The sequence below is a fragment of the Ruegeria faecimaris genome (genome assembly GCF_900182615.1).
GTDB classification, from domain to species: Bacteria; Pseudomonadota; Alphaproteobacteria; order Rhodobacterales; family Rhodobacteraceae; genus Ruegeria; species Ruegeria faecimaris.
This window is the reverse complement of record NZ_FXTE01000006.1, coordinates 13,125-30,047: the sequence shown is the minus strand read 5'-3', so window position 1 is coordinate 30,047 and position 16,923 is coordinate 13,125. Positions and strand designations below refer to the sequence as shown.

18 protein-coding genes are annotated in these 16,923 nt (G+C 59.0%); 15 read left to right on the top strand and 3 right to left on the bottom strand.

Annotation, left to right across the window (positions count from 1 at the left end):
- Window positions 1-4: 4 nt before the first annotated feature.
- The 11 genes from thiD to radC are packed head-to-tail and all read left to right on the top strand — an operon-like array spanning window position 5 to window position 8,155.
- On the top strand, window positions 5-808 hold the full coding sequence (gene thiD, locus FN806_RS11805) for a bifunctional hydroxymethylpyrimidine kinase/phosphomethylpyrimidine kinase (protein WP_142637345.1): 804 nt from the start codon (window positions 5-7) through the stop codon (window positions 806-808).
- Window positions 805-1,782 carry an FAD-dependent oxidoreductase gene (locus FN806_RS11800; RefSeq protein WP_142637343.1) on the top strand — a complete coding sequence of 326 codons (978 nt, stop codon included), beginning with the start codon at window positions 805-807 and terminating at the stop codon, window positions 1,780-1,782. The genes thiD and FN806_RS11800 overlap by 4 nt, the downstream gene beginning before the upstream one ends.
- On the top strand, window positions 1,766-1,960 hold the full coding sequence (gene thiS, locus FN806_RS11795) for a sulfur carrier protein ThiS (RefSeq protein WP_142637341.1): 195 nt from the start codon (window positions 1,766-1,768) through the stop codon (window positions 1,958-1,960). The genes FN806_RS11800 and thiS overlap by 17 nt, the downstream gene beginning before the upstream one ends.
- Before the next feature lie 2 nt (window positions 1,961-1,962).
- Window positions 1,963-2,727: a thiazole synthase gene (locus tag FN806_RS11790; protein ID WP_142637339.1), complete on the top strand. Its 765-nt coding sequence runs from the start codon at window positions 1,963-1,965 to the stop codon at window positions 2,725-2,727.
- Window positions 2,724-3,320 (top strand): thiamine phosphate synthase, encoded by a 597-nt coding sequence (locus FN806_RS11785; protein WP_142637337.1) that lies wholly within the window; start codon window positions 2,724-2,726, stop codon window positions 3,318-3,320. Before FN806_RS11790 ends, FN806_RS11785 begins: the two co-directional genes overlap by 4 nt.
- A complete protein-coding gene (locus FN806_RS11780; protein ID WP_142637335.1) occupies window positions 3,317-4,282 on the top strand; it encodes a thiazole biosynthesis adenylyltransferase ThiF in 966 nt (321 codons plus the stop codon). Before FN806_RS11785 ends, FN806_RS11780 begins: the two co-directional genes overlap by 4 nt.
- A gap of 19 nt (window positions 4,283-4,301) precedes the next feature.
- Window positions 4,302-5,237 carry an ABC transporter substrate-binding protein gene (locus FN806_RS11775; RefSeq protein WP_142637333.1) on the top strand — a complete coding sequence of 312 codons (936 nt, stop codon included), beginning with the start codon at window positions 4,302-4,304 and terminating at the stop codon, window positions 5,235-5,237.
- Entirely contained in the window at window positions 5,234-5,908 is a 675-nt protein-coding gene (gene tenA, locus FN806_RS11770) for a thiaminase II (protein WP_185956696.1), read from the top strand. The genes FN806_RS11775 and tenA overlap by 4 nt, the downstream gene beginning before the upstream one ends.
- Window positions 5,905-6,633: an ABC transporter ATP-binding protein gene (locus FN806_RS11765; RefSeq protein WP_142637331.1), complete on the top strand. Its 729-nt coding sequence runs from the start codon at window positions 5,905-5,907 to the stop codon at window positions 6,631-6,633. Before tenA ends, FN806_RS11765 begins: the two co-directional genes overlap by 4 nt.
- Window positions 6,630-7,364: an ABC transporter permease gene (locus FN806_RS11760; RefSeq protein WP_142637329.1), complete on the top strand. Its 735-nt coding sequence runs from the start codon at window positions 6,630-6,632 to the stop codon at window positions 7,362-7,364. Before FN806_RS11765 ends, FN806_RS11760 begins: the two co-directional genes overlap by 4 nt.
- Before the next feature lie 35 nt (window positions 7,365-7,399).
- Window positions 7,400-8,155 carry a RadC family protein gene (radC, locus tag FN806_RS11755; protein WP_142637327.1) on the top strand — a complete coding sequence of 252 codons (756 nt, stop codon included), beginning with the start codon at window positions 7,400-7,402 and terminating at the stop codon, window positions 8,153-8,155.
- A gap of 3 nt (window positions 8,156-8,158) precedes the next feature.
- Here the strand turns inward: radC and FN806_RS11750 are convergent, their stop codons facing one another.
- The 3 genes from FN806_RS11750 to secA all read right to left on the bottom strand — a co-directional run bounded on the left by FN806_RS11750 (window position 8,159) and on the right by secA (window position 13,485).
- Window positions 8,159-9,715 carry a phosphate ABC transporter substrate-binding/OmpA family protein gene (locus FN806_RS11750; RefSeq protein WP_142637325.1) on the bottom strand — a complete coding sequence of 519 codons (1,557 nt, stop codon included), beginning with the start codon at window positions 9,713-9,715 and terminating at the stop codon, window positions 8,159-8,161.
- Window positions 9,716-9,740: 25 nt separating this feature from the next.
- Entirely contained in the window at window positions 9,741-10,667 is a 927-nt protein-coding gene (locus FN806_RS11745) for a hypothetical protein (protein ID WP_142637323.1), read from the bottom strand.
- Between the two features lie 100 nt (window positions 10,668-10,767).
- Window positions 10,768-13,485, bottom strand: coding sequence for a preprotein translocase subunit SecA (gene secA, locus FN806_RS11740; RefSeq protein ID WP_142637321.1), 2,718 nt, complete (start codon window positions 13,483-13,485; stop codon window positions 10,768-10,770).
- 176 nt (window positions 13,486-13,661) lie between these two features.
- Here secA and FN806_RS11735 point away from each other — a divergent pair, with 176 nt between their 5' ends.
- The 4 genes from FN806_RS11735 to FN806_RS20785 all read left to right on the top strand — a co-directional run bounded on the left by FN806_RS11735 (window position 13,662) and on the right by FN806_RS20785 (window position 16,871).
- Window positions 13,662-14,510 carry a peptidylprolyl isomerase gene (locus tag FN806_RS11735; RefSeq protein ID WP_142637319.1) on the top strand — a complete coding sequence of 283 codons (849 nt, stop codon included), beginning with the start codon at window positions 13,662-13,664 and terminating at the stop codon, window positions 14,508-14,510.
- 4 nt (window positions 14,511-14,514) lie between these two features.
- Window positions 14,515-15,741, top strand: a complete 1,227-nt coding sequence (gene argJ / locus FN806_RS11730; RefSeq protein WP_142637317.1) for a bifunctional glutamate N-acetyltransferase/amino-acid acetyltransferase ArgJ — start codon at window positions 14,515-14,517, stop codon at window positions 15,739-15,741.
- Window positions 15,738-16,136 (top strand): (deoxy)nucleoside triphosphate pyrophosphohydrolase, encoded by a 399-nt coding sequence (locus FN806_RS11725; protein ID WP_142637315.1) that lies wholly within the window; start codon window positions 15,738-15,740, stop codon window positions 16,134-16,136. Before argJ ends, FN806_RS11725 begins: the two co-directional genes overlap by 4 nt.
- 288 nt (window positions 16,137-16,424) lie before the next feature.
- Complete coding sequence (locus FN806_RS20785) at window positions 16,425-16,871, top strand: Arm DNA-binding domain-containing protein (protein WP_342782008.1); 447 nt, start codon at window positions 16,425-16,427, stop codon at window positions 16,869-16,871.
- Window positions 16,872-16,923 lie beyond the last annotated feature (52 nt).

Here is a 16,923-nt window from a genome sequence, read left to right as displayed (position 1 = left end):
CGACATGGCAGCTATTGCCTTGACCATTGCAGGGTCCGACAGCGGAGGCGGGGCCGGAATTCAGGCCGATCTCAAGGCGATGTCGGCGCTGGGCGTTTACGGGGCTAGCGTTGTTACGGCAGTGACTGCGCAGAACACCCGGGCCGTGACGGCGGTTCATGGCATTCCCCTTGATGTGATCCGCGCACAGATCGACGCGGTGCTGAGCGATCTGGATGTCGGGGCGATCAAGATCGGCATGCTGGCAACCCCCGAGATTATCGAGACCGTGGCAGATGCCCTGTCAGGCTATGCGGGACCCATTGTCTTGGACCCTGTCATGATCGCGAAATCCGGGGATGCTTTGCTGGCCGGTGACGCGATCCAGACCCTGACGGACCTTCTGATACCACGCGCGACCGTCCTGACACCCAATTTGCCCGAAGCTGGGCGGCTGCTTGAGCAGAACGAAGCGCAGTCTCCGGATGAAATGGTGGCTCAGGGGCTGGCCCTTTGCGCAAAGGGTGCCGCGTCGGTTTTGATGAAAGGTGGGCACGGTCAGGGCGAGATATGTCATGATCTGTTGGTCGACGGTTCGGGATTGGTGGATGAATTCACAGCGCAGCGCCGGAACACAAAGAACACCCACGGGACTGGGTGTACATTGTCCTCGTCAATTTCCGCCGGGTTGGCCAAAGGTCTGAGCTTGCGGGATTCCGTGGCAGAGGCACATGCTTATTTGCAAGGCGCTATCGCCCAGGCTGATGGGCTGTGCGTGGGCCGGGGCCATGGTCCGGTGCATCATTTCCATCGGGCCTGGTCAGCGTGACGATCTGGTCTGTCATAGGGGCAGGCGTGGCCGGTTTGGCTGTTGCGTCCGAATTGGCCCATCGCGGCGCACGGGTGCAGGTCTTTGACCCCGCCGGCCTGCCGGGTCCGCATGGCTGTTCTTGGTGGGCCGGGGGAATGCTGGCCCCGTGGTGCGAGTTCGAAAATGCCGAAGAGCTGGTCTTGCGCCTGGGGCTGGGTGCTTTTGACTGGTGGGCGACCCGGACCAAGGTTCATCAGCGCGGTACTTTGGTCGTTTGCGGTGCGCGCGACTTGCCGGATTTGCGTCGGTTTGGTCGTCGAACGCAGGGGTATCATGAGGTAGATCAGCAGGAACTAGCCGCATTAGAGCCTGATTTACATGGTTTCGGCAACGGTCTGTATTTCAAGGACGAAGCCCATATAGACCCACGCATGGCGCTGCGGGATGTGTTCGACGATCTTATCGCGCGGGGCGTTGCCTTTCATCGCGAACCCGCCCCTGCTGGGTTGGAGAACGCGATTGACTGCCGTGGTCTTCAGGCGCGGGACGCCTTGTCTGATCTTCGGGGCGTGAAGGGTGAGATGCTGGTGATCCGCTGCCCTGATGTGACGCTGACCCGGCCCGTGCGCCTGTTGCATCCCCGGATGCCGCTTTACATCGTGCCGCGTGGCGATGGCATCTATATGCTGGGCGCGACGATGATTGAATCCGAGGATAAAACCCGCATCACCGCGCGCTCGATGCTGGAACTGCTAAGCGCGGCCTATGCGTTGAACCCCGCTTTTGGCGAGGCCGAGGTGCTAGAGATCGGCGTCGATCTGCGCCCGGCCTTTCCCGACAATCTGCCTCGGATCCGGCGTCGGGGCGGGACGATTTACGCCAACGGGCTGTACCGCCACGGGTATCTGCTGGCACCGGCGCTGGCCCAGGGCGTTGCCGATCTGGCGCTTGAACACAAACATTCGGAGATGGTCGATGAAGATCGTGCTTAATGGCGAGCCGCGCGAGGTGCGGGCCGAGACCTTATCGGAATTGCTGATGGAATGCGGCTACTCGGGCCGTGTCGCCACTGCGGTGAACGAAGATTTCGTGCCCTCGGGGCTGCGTGTTGCCCATGCTTTGGTTGAAGGGGATCGGATCGAAATCGTCGCGCCGATGCAGGGGGGCTGAGGATGAAATCCTTTTACGGAACCACATTGGCCAACCCGCTGATGCTGGGCACGGCGCAATATCCCAGCCCAGCTATTCTGGAGCAGGCCTTTCGCGAAAGCGGGGCGGGTGTTGCCACGGTCTCGCTTCGCCGTGAATCCGGGGCGGGGCAAGCATTCTGGCAGATGATCCGCGATCTGGGCGTGTTGGTGCTGCCCAACACCGCCGGATGCCACACGGTCAAAGAGGCGGTGACCACCGCCCATATGGCGCGTGAGGTCTTTGATACCAAGTGGATCAAGCTGGAACTGATCGGCCATACCGACAGCCTGCAGCCGGATGTGTTCCAGCTGGTCGAAGCCGCGCGCATTCTGACCAGCGACGGGTTTCAGGTCTTTCCCTATACGACCGACGATCTGATTGTTGGCGAACGGCTGCTTGCCGCCGGGTGTGAGGTGCTGATGCCATGGGGCGCGCCGATCGGGTCAGGGCGGGGGCTGAACAATGAATATGCCCTGCGGGCGATGCGGGCAGAGTTCCCGGATGTGCCCTTGGTGATTGACGCGGGCATCGGCCTGCCCAGCCACGCCGCCCACGCGATGGAGCTGGGTTATGACGCTGTACTGCTGAACACTGCTGTGGCCCGCGCCGGGGACCCCGTTTTGATGGCCCGCGCAATGGCCCGCGCGATCGAGGCCGGGCAACTGGCCCATCAGGCCGACCCGATCGAGGCGCGCGATATGGCGGAACCTTCGACCCCGGTTATTGGAAAGGCATTTCTGTCATGACACTCGACCGGTTTTATCCGATCTTCGATCATTCGGACTGGCTGCGCCGGATGCTGCCGCTGGGCATCAAGTTGGTACAGCTGAGGGTCAAGGACCAGCCCATGGATGTGGTGCGTGACCAGATTGCCAAGTCGCGTGACCTGTGCCGCGCAAATGGGACAGTTCTGGTGGTCAATGACTATTGGCAGGCGGCCATCGACGCCGGCTGTGACTGGGTGCATTTGGGGCAAGAGGATCTGGACGAGGCCGATCTGACTGCCATCCGCAAGGCGGGTTTGAAACTGGGCGTGTCCACCCATGATGATGATGAGTTAGAGCGCGTGCTGGCCATGGACCCCGACTATGTGGCGCTTGGCCCGGTCTATCCCACCATCCTGAAAAAGATGAAATGGCAGCAGCAGGGTCTGCCCCGCGTCACAGAATGGAAAGCGCGCGTTGGTGATACTCTACTGGTTGGCATCGGCGGGATGAGCGTCGAGCGTGCACCGGGTGTCCTGCAGGCTGGGGCGGATATCGTCTCGGTCGTGACCGATATTACCCTGAATACCGACCCCGAAGCGCGTCTGCGTCAATGGATCGAGGTCACCAGATGAGCCGATATGCCCGTCAGACGCTGTTGCCAGAGGTAGGGGCCAAAGGGCAGGCGCGCCTGTCTTCGGCACGTGTGCTGGTGGTGGGCGCGGGCGGGTTGGCCGCCCCGGTCCTGCCGCTGCTGGCCGGGGCCGGGATCGGGCAGATCACGATCCTGGATGGGGATCAGGTTGAGCTGTCCAACCTGCATCGGCAGACCTTGTTTACTGAAACGGATTGCGGACATCCCAAAGCCGAGCGAGCGGCGGCACGGTGCACGGCGATCAATAGGGACATAGACGTCAGCGGCAGAAAACAGGCTCTAACAAGTGAAAATGCCGGTAATCTGGTCGCTCAGGCGGATGTGATCCTGGATTGCGCAGACAGCTATGCGGCCAGCTATATCCTCTCGGACACTTGCTTGGCGCAGGGCAAGCCGCTGATCAGCGCCTCGGTGCTTGGGCTGTCGGGCTATGTCGGCGGTTTCTGCGGCGGCGCGCCGTCATTGCGCGCGCTGTTTCCCGACGCGCCGGACAGCGGGGCAAGCTGCGCCACCGCTGGTGTTCTGGGCCCGGTCGTCGGGACGATTGGCGCGATGCAGGCGCAGATGGCGCTGAACCTGATCCTTGGGCTGACGCCCTCGGTGCTGGGTCAGATGGTTCAGTACGATGGTCGGACACTCCGCAGCACGGCCTTCCGCTTTGACGATGCGCCCGAACCGAACAGCTGTTTCCGGTTTCTCTCGGCCGGGCAGCTGACGACAGATGACCATATCATCGAGCTGCGCAGCGCCGAGGAATCCCCGCGCCCGGTACATCCTGACGCGCAACGGATATCGCCGGATGATCTGAGCGATATCGACCCTAATAAGGGTAAAAGACTGGCATTGTGCTGTGCTACCGGATTGCGCGCCTGGCGCGCTGCCGAACGAATTCAACCGAATTGGCCGGGCGAGATTGTTCTTGTCGCAGCCTCAACTTCGTGAACAGAAGGAACCGCGAGATATGAAAAAACTGATCGCTGCAATCGCCCTGCTGGCTGCCGCGCCGGCCTGGGCCGAGGATAAGATGACCGTCTTGTTGGATTGGTTTGTGAACCCTGACCATGGTCCAATTATCGTCGCACAGGAAAACGGCTATTTTGCCGACCAGGGGCTTGAGGTTGAGATCATTCCGCCCGCGGACCCCTCCGCGCCGCCGCGTCTGGTGGCCGCTGGTCAGGCCGATCTGGCGGTGTCCTATCAGCCGCAGCTGCACCTGCAAATCCATGAGGGCTTGCCGCTGAAACGGGTCGGCACGCTGGTTGCCACCCCGCTGAACTGCCTGCTGGTGCTGGATGATGGCCCGATCAAGTCGCTGGCCGATCTGCGGGGCAAGAAAATCGGTTTCTCGGTCGCCGGTGTCGAAGAGGCGATCCTGACAACCCTTCTGGGTCAGCATGATATCGGTCTGGATGAGATTGAGATGGTCAACGTCAACTTCTCGCTGTCGCCGTCGCTGATGACCGGTCAGGTGGATGCGGTTATCGGGGCGTTCCGGAATTTTGAGCTGAACCAGATGGATATCGAAGGTGTCGCGGGTCGCTGTTTCTATATCGAAGAGGAAGGCATCCCACCCTATGACGAGCTGATCTATGTCGCCAATCCCGATACGATGGATGCCGACAAAATCGCCCGTTTCTTGGCTGCAACCGAGAAAGCGACCCAATATATCGTCAACAACCCGGAAAAAAGCTGGGAAATCTTCGCGGCCACCTCGACCGAGCTGAAGGATGAGCTTAATGCCCGCGCCTGGGTCGACACGCTGCCCCGGTTCGCACTGCGTCCGGCGGCGTTTGATGCGGGTCGCTATGCGCGGTTCGAGGAGTTCCTGAAGAACAGCGGCATGATCGACAGCCTGAACCCGGTCAGCGACATTGCCATCGATGTGACCGCGCAATGAGCAATTACGGCAAAGCTTTCGCATTAATGCGGGATGCCGCGCAGGGGCCGTGGCGGGATTACACTCGCCACACCTTTGTGGAAGGGATGAAAGACGGAACGCTGCCGCGCGCGGCGTTCCTGCACTACCTGCGACAGGACTATGTGTTCCTGATCCATTTTTCCCGTGCTTGGGCACTGGCGGTTGTTAAGTCCGAGACTCATTCGGAAATGCTGACCGCCGTGGCCACGGTAAATGCGTTGGTCGCCGAGGAAATGCAGCTGCATATCGGTATCTGTGAGGCGGCTGGGATTTCCCATGAGGAGCTGTTCGCAACCCCTGAACGCGCCGAAAACCTGGCCTATACACGCTTTGTGCTTGAGGCCGGGTATAGCGGTGATTTGCTGGACCTGCTGGCGGCTCTGACCCCTTGTGTGATGGGCTATGGCGAAATCGGCACGCGGTTGGCCTCTGAAGCTACATCCGAGGTCTATCGTGATTGGATCAATACCTATGCCAGCGACGACTACCAGGGCGCATGCAAAGCGGTTGGAGAACTGTTCGATCAGGCTCTAACACGGCGTATTGGTGAGGACTTTGCAGCCTCGCCGCGCTGGGATCGCCTGTGCCAGACCTTCCGCACGGCAACCGAGCTAGAAGTCAACTTCTGGCAAATGGGCCTGACCCCATGACCCCGGCGCCCGATCTGAGCATCAAAGGCACGGCCACGATTGACGGAGCGACCCTGTTCGCGCCGCTCACCCTGACCCTTGGGGCCGGGCAGTGGACTTGCCTGCTGGGCGGATCGGGCGTCGGTAAAACCACAATTCTACGTCTGATTGCCGGGCTTGATACAGGTGCCGTGTTCACCGGGCAGATCACCGCCGGCGATGGTGCTCCGATGCAGGACCGCGTGGCCTATATGGCGCAGGATGATCTGCTGCTGCCCTGGGCAACGGTCGCACAGAATGTCTCGTTAGGTGCGCGGCTTCGGGGCAAGTCGGTCGATCTGGAGCGGCGCAACCGTCTGATTCAGCGCATGCGATTGCAGGATCATATGACCAAGAAACCCGCCGAACTGTCGGGCGGCCAACGCCAACGCGTCGCTTTAGCCCGCACGCTCTTGGAGGATCGCCCGATTGTTCTGCTGGATGAGCCGTTCTCGGCGCTGGATGCCCGCACTCGGGCCGATATGCAGGACTTGGCGGTCGAGGCGTTGCAGGGCCGGACCGTTTTGCTGGTGACACATGACCCGGGTGAGGCCGCCCGGCTGGGCCAGTCCATCATGGTGATGACACAGCAGGGCCTGACCCCTTGTGAACCGCCGCATGCACCTGCCCCGCGCCATGTGGACGACCTTGAGACGCTTGAGACGCAAGGTGCGCTGTTGCGCTTGCTGCGCGAGGCGGTCGCATGAAATATCTCTCAGCCCTTGCAGCCACCGTGTTCGCGATTGCCATTTGGCAGGGGATCGTCTGGACGACCGGCTTGCCTAAGTTCATCCTGCCAAGCCCCGCCGTGGTGGCCGAGACCTGGTGGCAAAACCGTTGGCTGATCGCCGAACACACTTGGATCACTGCGGTTGAGGTGGTGATTGGACTGGCCTTTGGGACGGTTCTGGGTGTGGTTACGGCGCTGCAATTGGCCAATTCGCGGGCGGCGCGAGTTCTGGTACAGCCGATGCTGGTGTTCACGCAGGCTCTGCCGGTTTTTGCGCTGGCCCCGTTGCTGACGCTTTGGCTGGGCTATGGTCTGTGGTCCAAGGTCGCGATGGCGGTGCTGATCATCTATTTCCCGATCACCTCGTCTTTCTTCGATGGGTTGATGCGGACGCCGCAGGGCTATCTGGACCTTGCGCACACGATGCAGGCCAGTCCGCGTGCAGTGCTGTGGTATATCCGCATCCCGGCGGCGATGCCCTCGCTGGCGTCGGGGATGAGGCTGGCCGCCGTCTATGCGCCGATCGGGGCGGTGATTGGTGAATGGGTCGGCTCGTCCCAAGGGTTGGGATATTTGATGCTGCTGGCCAATGGCCGTGCAAAGACCGATCTGATGTTCGCCGCGATGCTGACCTTGGGAGTGTTTTCCATCGTGTTGCATATGGTTGTCCGCCGCGCCACTGCCCGCATGGCAGGTGAGGTGCGTTAACCATCTGGAAACCGATTCTGCGTCAGGCTGAGAGCATGACACAGGACGCCTTTTCCGAAGCCCCAATGCTGTTCGATACAGACGAAGCCCCCGCGCAGCCGCTGCCGACGGGTCGGTTACCCTCCTACATCAAAGATCATCGCAAGCGGCTGCGCGAACGGTTCCTGTCTGGCGGGTCCGCCGCCATGCCGGATTATGAGCTGTTGGAGTTGGTGCTGTTCCGTTCAATCCCCCGGCAGGATGTGAAACCGCTGGCGCGTGCGCTGATGGATACGTTCGGCGATTTCAATCGGGTGCTGACCGCCCCCGAGGAACGGCTGTGCCAAATCAAAGGTGTCGGGGATAGCGTGATCACTGATCTGAAAATCCTTGAGGCCTGCGCTCATCGCATGGCCCGCGCGCGGGTGATGTGGCGACATGTGATTTCCGGATGGGACGCATTGCTGGACTATTGCCACACCACCATGGCCCATCGTGAGACCGAACAATTCCGTGTGTTCTATCTGGATCGCAAAAACGTGCTGATCGCTGATGAGGAACAGGCCAAGGGCACGGTGGATCATGTCCCAGTCTATCCGCGCGAGGTTGCCAAACGGGCGCTGGAGCTGAATGCCTCGGCGTTGATACTTGTACATAACCATCCGTCAGGTGACCCGACCCCGTCGCAATCGGATATCGACATGACCAACCGAATTCAGGATGCATGCCTGGCACTGGGCCTGACGCTGCATGACCATCTGATCATTGGAAAGTCGAACGAGTTGAGCTTCAGGTCCGAAGGCTATCTGTGAGTGCTATTGAACCCAGACCTCGACCCGGCGGTTGACCTTTCGGCCCCATTCCGTGTCGTCGCAGGCCATGGGCATGGCCTCGCCAAAGGCGTCGACCGTGATTTCGACGCTGTCCCCGATAGCGGTTTCAATCTCGGCCAATACGGCATTGCGAACGGTTTTTGCCCGCAACAATGCGATCCGCGCATTGGTTGACGCTGCCCCTTCGCCATCGCTGAAGCCGACAAACCTAAGCTTTCGGGCATCGAGGGTCCCGGATTCCAAAAGAAGGGCAAGATGTCGGATATTGGACCGTGACTGCGCATCCGGGCGCGAGGAACCGGGCTCGAACCGGAAGGACAATGACAGGCGGGACATGGGTCTGAAAATCTCGACCAGCCGCTGAAGTTCCTCCAAACCAACTTCTGATCCGCCCGACGCGATAGCATTGGCAAGTCGATCCCCTTGCACCCCAAGACCCATAGTCTCGGGGGTTTGATCGACAAAGCCAGCTTCGCGTATTGCCATCTGCGCCTCGATTCCTTGGGTGTAGGCCAGGAATTGACGTGCAAAACGCGGCAATCGCCTGTCCGGCAGGTATAAAAACATAGGTGAGGTCAGCGGATAATCTTCGGTCTTGATTGACTGCCGAGTAGCCGCCAGCGCATGACCGCACCCGCCGGTCAAAGGCAGGGCACGCGCGGTGCTGGCTTCGGCTTGGCTTGCGACACCTATTGAAAAGGGATCCGCAGCAACGGTACGTACCAGATCAGTACTGCGGTCATGCCGAATGGCCGCCTCGGAAAGGGCTGTGCCGGAGGGTGCCATAAGCCTGTCTTCGACATTCTGGGCCAGACCCGAACCGGCTTCCGGAAGGTGCAGTGAAATTGGCGCATCGGGTCCGCCCAACTCGGCCCAACTCGTAATCTCGCCCGAAAACACCCGGGTTAATTCCGCAAGCGAGATTTGCTGTAACGGGTTCGAGTTGGCAACGATTGGTACCAAAGCGTCAAGCGCGATGACGCGGGCCCGGCGGGTGCGGGTCAGATCGCCAAGGCCTACCGCTTGTGCGGCTTGCTCCTCTTCGGGTCGGATTTCGCGCAACGCCAGAACAATATCAGCCTGGTTTTCTGCCTGCGCCCTAAATCCGCGCTCAGTGTTCCCTGCGTCAAAGAAGAACCGACCCAGCGGTGCTGCCCTCCCGGGTTGGTGCAGTTCGTAAGAAAATGTGTTGGCGGTCAGCCTGTTTGGAGTCGCCGACAACCCTTGCTGCTGTGCGAAGCCAACAATCAGCGCTGGTAGAACCTTTTCCGCCATGACCGAAGATCCGGCAAATCGGATTTCAGCCACAAAATCGGTCAGGCTTGGGCAGGCAGGTCCGGTACAGGTCACACCGGACCCATCAACTGTCAGCGTGCCGAATTGTGTTGCCACACGATAGAACTCGCCGTCAAATCCCAGCAGGTCACCGGTGACTTCGACCTTGCCGTCATGCGATCTAAGCGAGATGTCTTGCGCCTGTGCGCCCGACGCGATTGTAACGGAAGCCAGTGCAGCCGCTGCCACACGAAAGAATGTCATAAGATGCCCGAGCCTGCCTGCGGATTTAGTTTGCGGCGATTGTCAGGTCTTGGAAGAGATTATTCAACACCAGAAACTCTCCGGTGCGGGAGCATTCAGGAAAACTCAGCGTCCTGTCTTTTGATCTCAACCGATCATCCCGCAATTCAAGCGACTGGATGTTCAGGTCGCGCCCGCAATTTTCCGAAGTCACCTCGGTTTCGACAGTGATTTCTATCGACCCGTTTTGGTTGGAAAGACCAGCAGGGAACGAATAGATTTCGATGTTTTTCATGTCCCCGGTTCCGGTATTGCCCAGACGCACTACCTGTCCGGCGCCTTCGGTCGGGGTCTCGGCCGAGACATGGCCATTGCCGCCATAGCTGGCCCCGAATTCCAGCGCATGAATTTGCAGGTCAGTTTCACCCTGCCATTGCAGTGCAATGCGTTCGTAATTGGCAATGTCAGCGATATGGGTGGTTGCGACTGTTCCATGCTGGTCTTCAAACGAGATCAGAAAGATCGCATATTCTGACAGGGCCGGGATTGTCATGTCCATGCGCCCTACTGCGTCGGTGCGCTGTGTGACTGTCAGACCGCTATGGTGAATTTCCACAGATTCATTACTGTGGCAGGGGGCGTTGACGACCAGCCGGGCGGCAGCACCGGGAACGGCAGTAGCGCGCGCACTGAGGGTGCAGTCAATGGGATTGACTGGTTCTGATCGACTGGATTCGATAAAACGGTTGTCGGACCCAGTCTCTTTGCTTGTTCCGTGAACCGGTGCAGATGAGGTCAGAACGACTTCGCTTAACCCGGGGATGATTGAAGCCTGATCTGTAACTGATGCCACATCAACAGAAGCCCGCTCTCCTCGCGGTTGCGCAGGGGTTCCGTTCTGCATGAGGTAGCCAATGGCCAATGCACAAGCAACGGTGCCGCCAGTGGTTACGTAGTTCTTAATTACAAACAAGACACCCTCCCCAGTTGAAGGAGCGATTCGCACCCTGCAGTTGAATCACGGCTAATATGTGGCCGTGAGGCGGACTCATTGTGTCTCGATTGTGGTGACGTTAGGTCAATCGGCCATGGCAATGCTTAAACTTCTTGCCTGAACCGCAGGGGCACTTGTCGTTGCGCGACGGGTTTCCCCAAGTTGCCGGGTCGTCTTCGACAAATCCAGGCCGCGCATCACCCGAGGCTTCGGCCTCGGCCACCGCTTCGGCGTGACCAGCGGCCTGATCTACCGCCTGCTGCGCCCGTGCCTGCTGCGCTTGCATCTGGGTCAGCATTTCGCGCTGTTCCTCTTCGGTCAGCGGTCGCACGCGGGACAGCTGCTGGGTCACGGTTTCGCGCAACGAATCCAGCATGGATTCGAACAGCTGGAAGCTTTCGTTCTTGTATTCGTTCAGCGGGTCGCGCTGGGCATAGCCGCGGAAGCCCACGACCGAGCGCAGATGTTCCAGCGTCAGCAGATGTTCGCGCCATTTGCTGTCGATCGTGTTCAGCAAGACCTGCTTTTCGATGTTGCGCATGTTCTCGGGGCCGAACGCGGCCACTTTTTGCGCCATCATTTCGTCAGCGGCATTGATCAGCCGTTCGCGCACCTGCTCGTCATCTACGCCTTCCTCAGCGGCCCAATCCTGAACCGGGGCGTCAATGGTCAATTTTTCCTTGACCGCTGCGTGCAAACCCTCGGTATCCCACTGATCGGCATAGGATTTCGGCGGCATATATTCGTCGATCAGGTCGTCGATCACCTGTTCGCGCATGTCTGATACGATTTCGGAAAGGTCGTCGGCGGACATGATTTCGCGCCGTTGGCTGAATACCACCTTACGCTGGTCGTTCATCACATCGTCGAATTTCAGGACGTTCTTGCGCATGTCAAAGTTGCGACCTTCGACCTTGGATTGCGCCCGCTCCAGCGATTTATTCACCCAAGGGTGGACGATGGCCTCACCTTCTTTCATGCCCAGCGTGGTCAGAACCTTGTCCAACCGTTCCGAGCCGAAGATGCGCATTAGGTCGTCTTCGAGGCTGAGGTAAAACACGGTGCGGCCCGGATCACCCTGACGGCCGGACCGGCCCCGCAGCTGGTTGTCGATACGGCGGCTTTCGTGGCGTTCCGAGGCCATGACGTAAAGGCCTCCTGCGGCCAGAACCTTTTCCTTTTCTTCGGCATGGCGCGCCTCTTCGGTGGCGCGCAACTGGGCAGGGTCGGCATCGGGGTTTTCTTCCAGCGCCTGCAGAACCTTCATATCCACATTGCCGCCCAACTGGATGTCGGTACCGCGGCCGGCCATGTTGGTGGCGATGGTTACTGCGCCATATCGGCCCGCATCGGCAACGATCTGCGCCTCCTGCTCGTGTTGGCGGGCATTCAGAACATTGTGCTGGATACCCTCTTTGGTGAGCATCTGGCTGAGCAATTCGGACTTTTCGATGGACGTGGTGCCCAGAAGGACCGGTTGTCCGTTTTTCTGGGCTTCCTTTGTCTCGTCAATCATGGCGCCGTATTTTTCGGCTGCGGTACGAAAGACCTGATCGTCCTCATCCAGACGCGCGATCGGTTTGTTGGTTGGTACTTCGACAACGCCCAGACCGTAGATTTCGGCAAATTCCTCTGCCTCGGTCAGCGCGGTGCCGGTCATGCCTCCCAGCTTGTCATACAGACGGAAATAGTTTTGGAACGTCACGCTGGCCAATGTTACGTTTTCGGGCTGGATCTGCACGTTTTCCTTTGCTTCGATGGCCTGATGAAGACCTTCCGAAAGGCGACGACCTGGCATCATGCGACCGGTGAACTCATCAATCAGAACGACATTGCCGTCCCGCACGATGTAATCTTTGTCACGTGTAAACAGCTTATGCGCGCGCAAGCCCTGGTTCACGTGGTGAACGACTGTGGTGCTTTCAGGATCATACAGCGAATTGTCTTCCGGGATCAGGCCGTTGGCAATCAACTGTTGCTCCAGAAACTCGTTACCCTCATCCGTGAAGGTCACGTTCCGGGACTTTTCGTCCAGCGTGAAGTGATCTTCTCCCAATGACGGGATTAGCGCATCAATCGCGGTATACAGGTCCGACCGGTCCTCGGAGGGCCCGGAAATGACCAGCGGCGTCCGCGCCTCGTCAATCAGGATCGAGTCGACCTCATCCACGATCGCGAAATTGTGGTGTTTCTGGTAAATTTGATCCAGTTCCGCCTTCATATTATCGCGCAGGTAATCAAAACCCAGCTCATTGTTGGTGGCATAGGTCACGTCACAGGCATAAGCAGCCTTTTTTTCGGCATCGGGCTGCCCTGACCAGATGACACCGGTGGTCATGCCCACGGCGGCAAACACCTTGCCCATCCATTCCGAGTCGCGCTTGGCCAGGTATTCGTTCACCGTGACCACGTGCACGCCCTTACCGGTCAGCGCGTTCAGATAGGCGGGGAGGGTCGCAACCAATGTCTTGCCTTCACCCGTTTTCATCTCGGAAATATTGCCCTGATGCAGGAAGGCGCCGCCCATCAACTGCACATCAAAGGCACGCAGGCCCAGCGCGCGTTTTGCCCCTTCGCGTACGTTGGCAAACGCCTCGGGCAGCAGATCATCCAGGCTTTCGCCTTCCAGCGCACGTTTGCGCAGCTCGGCGGTCTTTGCGATCAGGCCGTCATCCGACAGATTCTCGAACTCGGGTTCCAGCGCGTTGATCTGTTCGATCAGGGGGCGGGTCGCCTTGATCTTGCGGTCGTTCGGTGTTCCGAACACCTTTTTGGCGAGCGTTCCGAGTCCCAGCATGTTCACTCCAGCGGATCTGTTCTTGTCTTGGTTTTGACAGGCTTGCCCACCTTGCGCGCAACCCATAGATACGGGGGGTGAAAGGCGGCCCTGTCCAAGGCTTCAAAGCGATGTAAGCGGCAGGTTCCAGAGTGTCAACGCTGCGCCCTGCCGTGGCAAAGAAATAGGATGATTCCATGCCCAAAGGCCTCACTTTTCTGCCATCGCTGGCCCTTGCAACGGTGATGGCGCTGCCATTGGCCGCCGAAACCAAGCCCGATGCCAGCACGGTGGTCGCCCGCGTAAACGGTGAAGAAATCACTCTGGCGCATGTGATCGCAACAGTTGCGACACTGCCCCCCAACTACCAGCAGGTCGAAGATGATGTTCTGTATGATTTCATCATCGAGCAACTGATTCAGCAGCAGTTGCTGGGCCAGGAGCAAGAAGGGCTGAGCAATCTGAACGCCTTGGCCATCGAGAACGAGACGCGGTCGTTGCTGGCGGTTCAGACCGTAAATGCCCTGATCGACGAAGTTGTAACGGCAGAAACCATTCAGACCGCCTATGATGCGCGCTTTGCCGAGTTTGAAGGCGAAGATGAGTTTAATGCCAGCCATATTCTGGTCGAGACCGAGGATGAGGCCAAAGACCTTAAGGCTCAGTTGGATGATGGCGCCGACTTTGCCGAGCTGGCCAAAGAAAAATCAACCGGTCCTTCCGGCCCGAATGGCGGGGTGCTGGGTTGGTTCGGCAAGGGGCAGATGGTTCCCGAGTTTGAAACCGCCGTTGTCGCGCTTGAGAAGGATCAGGTGTCGGACCCGGTGCAGACACAGTTTGGCTGGCACGTGATCATTCTGAATGACAAGCGCAAATCCGAAGCGCCCGCACTTGATGCGGTACGCGACGAGCTGGCACAGGATCTGCAAAGTGAAGCTATTCAGGCCCGTATCGGCGAATTGACCCAGGCTGCACAGATCGAACGTCCTGCGCTCGAAGATGTGACCCCGGGCATCGTGCGTCAGTTGGACCTGATTCAGGAGTAACCCCGTGGCCTCGATCACCAAAGTCTCTCCGCTGGCCCCGGCGGCGTTTCCCGAATTGCCCGCGATTGACGGTGCGCGCTTTGCGACCGTCGAAGCCGGCGTACGCTATCAAGGCCGCACTGATGTGATGCTGGCGGTCCTTGATCCAGGCACTTCAGTGGCTGGGGTCTTTACCCGCTCGGCTACACGCGCGGCACCCGTGCTGGATTGTCAGGACAAGATCGGCGGGCCAAGTGACGGGCCGGCGGCGATCCTTGTGAATTCGGGCAATGCCAATGCATTTACCGGGCATTATGGCCAAAGCTCGGTCGCCGAGGTGACGCAAGCAGTGTCCAAGACCACAGGCGTACCGGTCGAACGGGTTTTTACCTCGTCAACTGGTGTGATCGGTGAACCCTTGCCGCATGACCGCATCGTGGCGCAGCTTGAGGCCCTGAAATCCGGCCTCAGTCGCCACGCAATCGAAGATGCAGCGCGGGCCATCATGACCACGGATACCTTTCCGAAAGGAGCCTCGGCGCAGGTCGAGATTGATGGGAAAACGGTCTCTATTGCGGGGATTTCCAAGGGTTCTGGCATGATCGCGCCTGATATGGCGACGATGCTGGTTTATATCTTCACCGACGCCCAGGTCGAGCAATCCGCGTTGCAGCAGATGCTGGGTGCGCAAACCGACCGCACTTTCAACTGCATCACCGTCGACAGCGACACTTCGACGTCGGACAGCCTGCTGCTGTGTGCTACTGGGGCTTCGGGGGTGGATGCGACAGACAATGCCGCCTTTGCTGAGGCTTTGGAAACCGTGATGCTGGACCTTGCCCAACAAGTGGTACGCGATGGCGAGGGCGCCACGAAATTCGTAGAAATTCGTGTGACCGGGGCTGTCACCGATGCCGACGCCAAGGTGCATGGATTGGCGATTGCCAATTCACCACTGATAAAAACCGCCATTGCGGGCGAAGACCCGAATTGGGGCCGCGTCGTCATGGCCATCGGAAAATCGGGTGCAGCTGCCGACCGTGACCTGCTGAGCATTTCTTTCGGAGACATCCTTGTGGCCGAAAAAGGCTGGGTCAGTCCCGATTACCGCGAGGAAGACGCCGCCGAATACATGAAAGCTCAGGACCTTGTAATCGGCGTCGATCTGGGGCTGGGCGCGGGTAAATCCACCGTTTGGACCTGCGACCTGACCCATGGCTATATCGAGATCAACGCGGATTACCGGTCGTGAAAACAGTTCTGGTTTCTGCGGTCGCCCTGATAGACATCGAGGGCCGGGTGCTGCTGGCGCAGCGCCCCGAAGGCAAATCCATGGCTGGACTTTGGGAGTTTCCCGGCGGCAAGATCGAACCCGGCGAAACGCCCGAGGTCGCCCTGATCCGCGAACTGTACGAAGAACTGGGCATCAACACATGGTCCTCCTGCCTTGCGCCGCTGACCTTCGCCAGCCACAGCTATGATGATTTTCACCTGCTGATGCCGCTGTTTGCCTGCCGCAAATGGGAAGGCATTCCACAATCGAAGGAAGGACAGGCGCTGAAATGGGTGCGTGCGAATGATCTGCGCAGTTACCCGATGCCTGCGGCAGATGTGCCGTTGATCCCGATTTTGCGGGATTGGCTTTAGGGTCCCGGTTCGATCTTGTCTGGACGCTGGAATTCAGCGCGCGATTTAAACATATTGTAGCGCTTAGGCGCAGGCAAGAAACGGAAAAGCGCACGAGTGCAATCGCTTGAAAAGTAGGGAGATGTTTGGAGTTTGGTGCCCCCACACGGCATTTAGACCTTGCACCACCATACCCCACGACATTCCACTTTCTTATAAAAACCAACACCCTAAGACTTTAGCTATTCCGTTATGTGTCAGGATATAGCAGGATACCGCAGACAATAAGGCGGATAGAAGGGTGGACGGATGGCGCGGCCTATCCATAAACTTTCGGCCGCAGCGGTGAAGGCAGCAGGCCCCGGTAAGCACAACGATGGTGCCGGATTGTGGTTACACAAGCGCCAAGATGGCGGCGGGCAATGGTTCCTCAGGATCACGGTACACGGTTGCAGGCGTGAAATGGGCCTTGGGTACATTGCAGATGTATCGCTCAAAGAAGCAAGAGAACACGCGGAACAGTGGCGCGCCTTTGCCCGGAAGGGTCTTGATCCAATCAAAGAACGCGAAAAACAACGGCGTGAGGCTGAACGCAATTTACATTGTTTGGCGGATGTCGCATTGGACGCGTTCGAAAGTCGGAAGGCCGAACTCAAAGGCGACGGTAAAGCTGGGCGCTGGTTTTCTCCTTTAGAATTACATGTCTTACCCAAACTGGGTAGATCCCCGTCTCAGATATCGATCAGATCGACATAAGGGACGCTCTGAGGCCCATTTGGCACTCCAAAGGGGGGGGGGAACTGCCCGG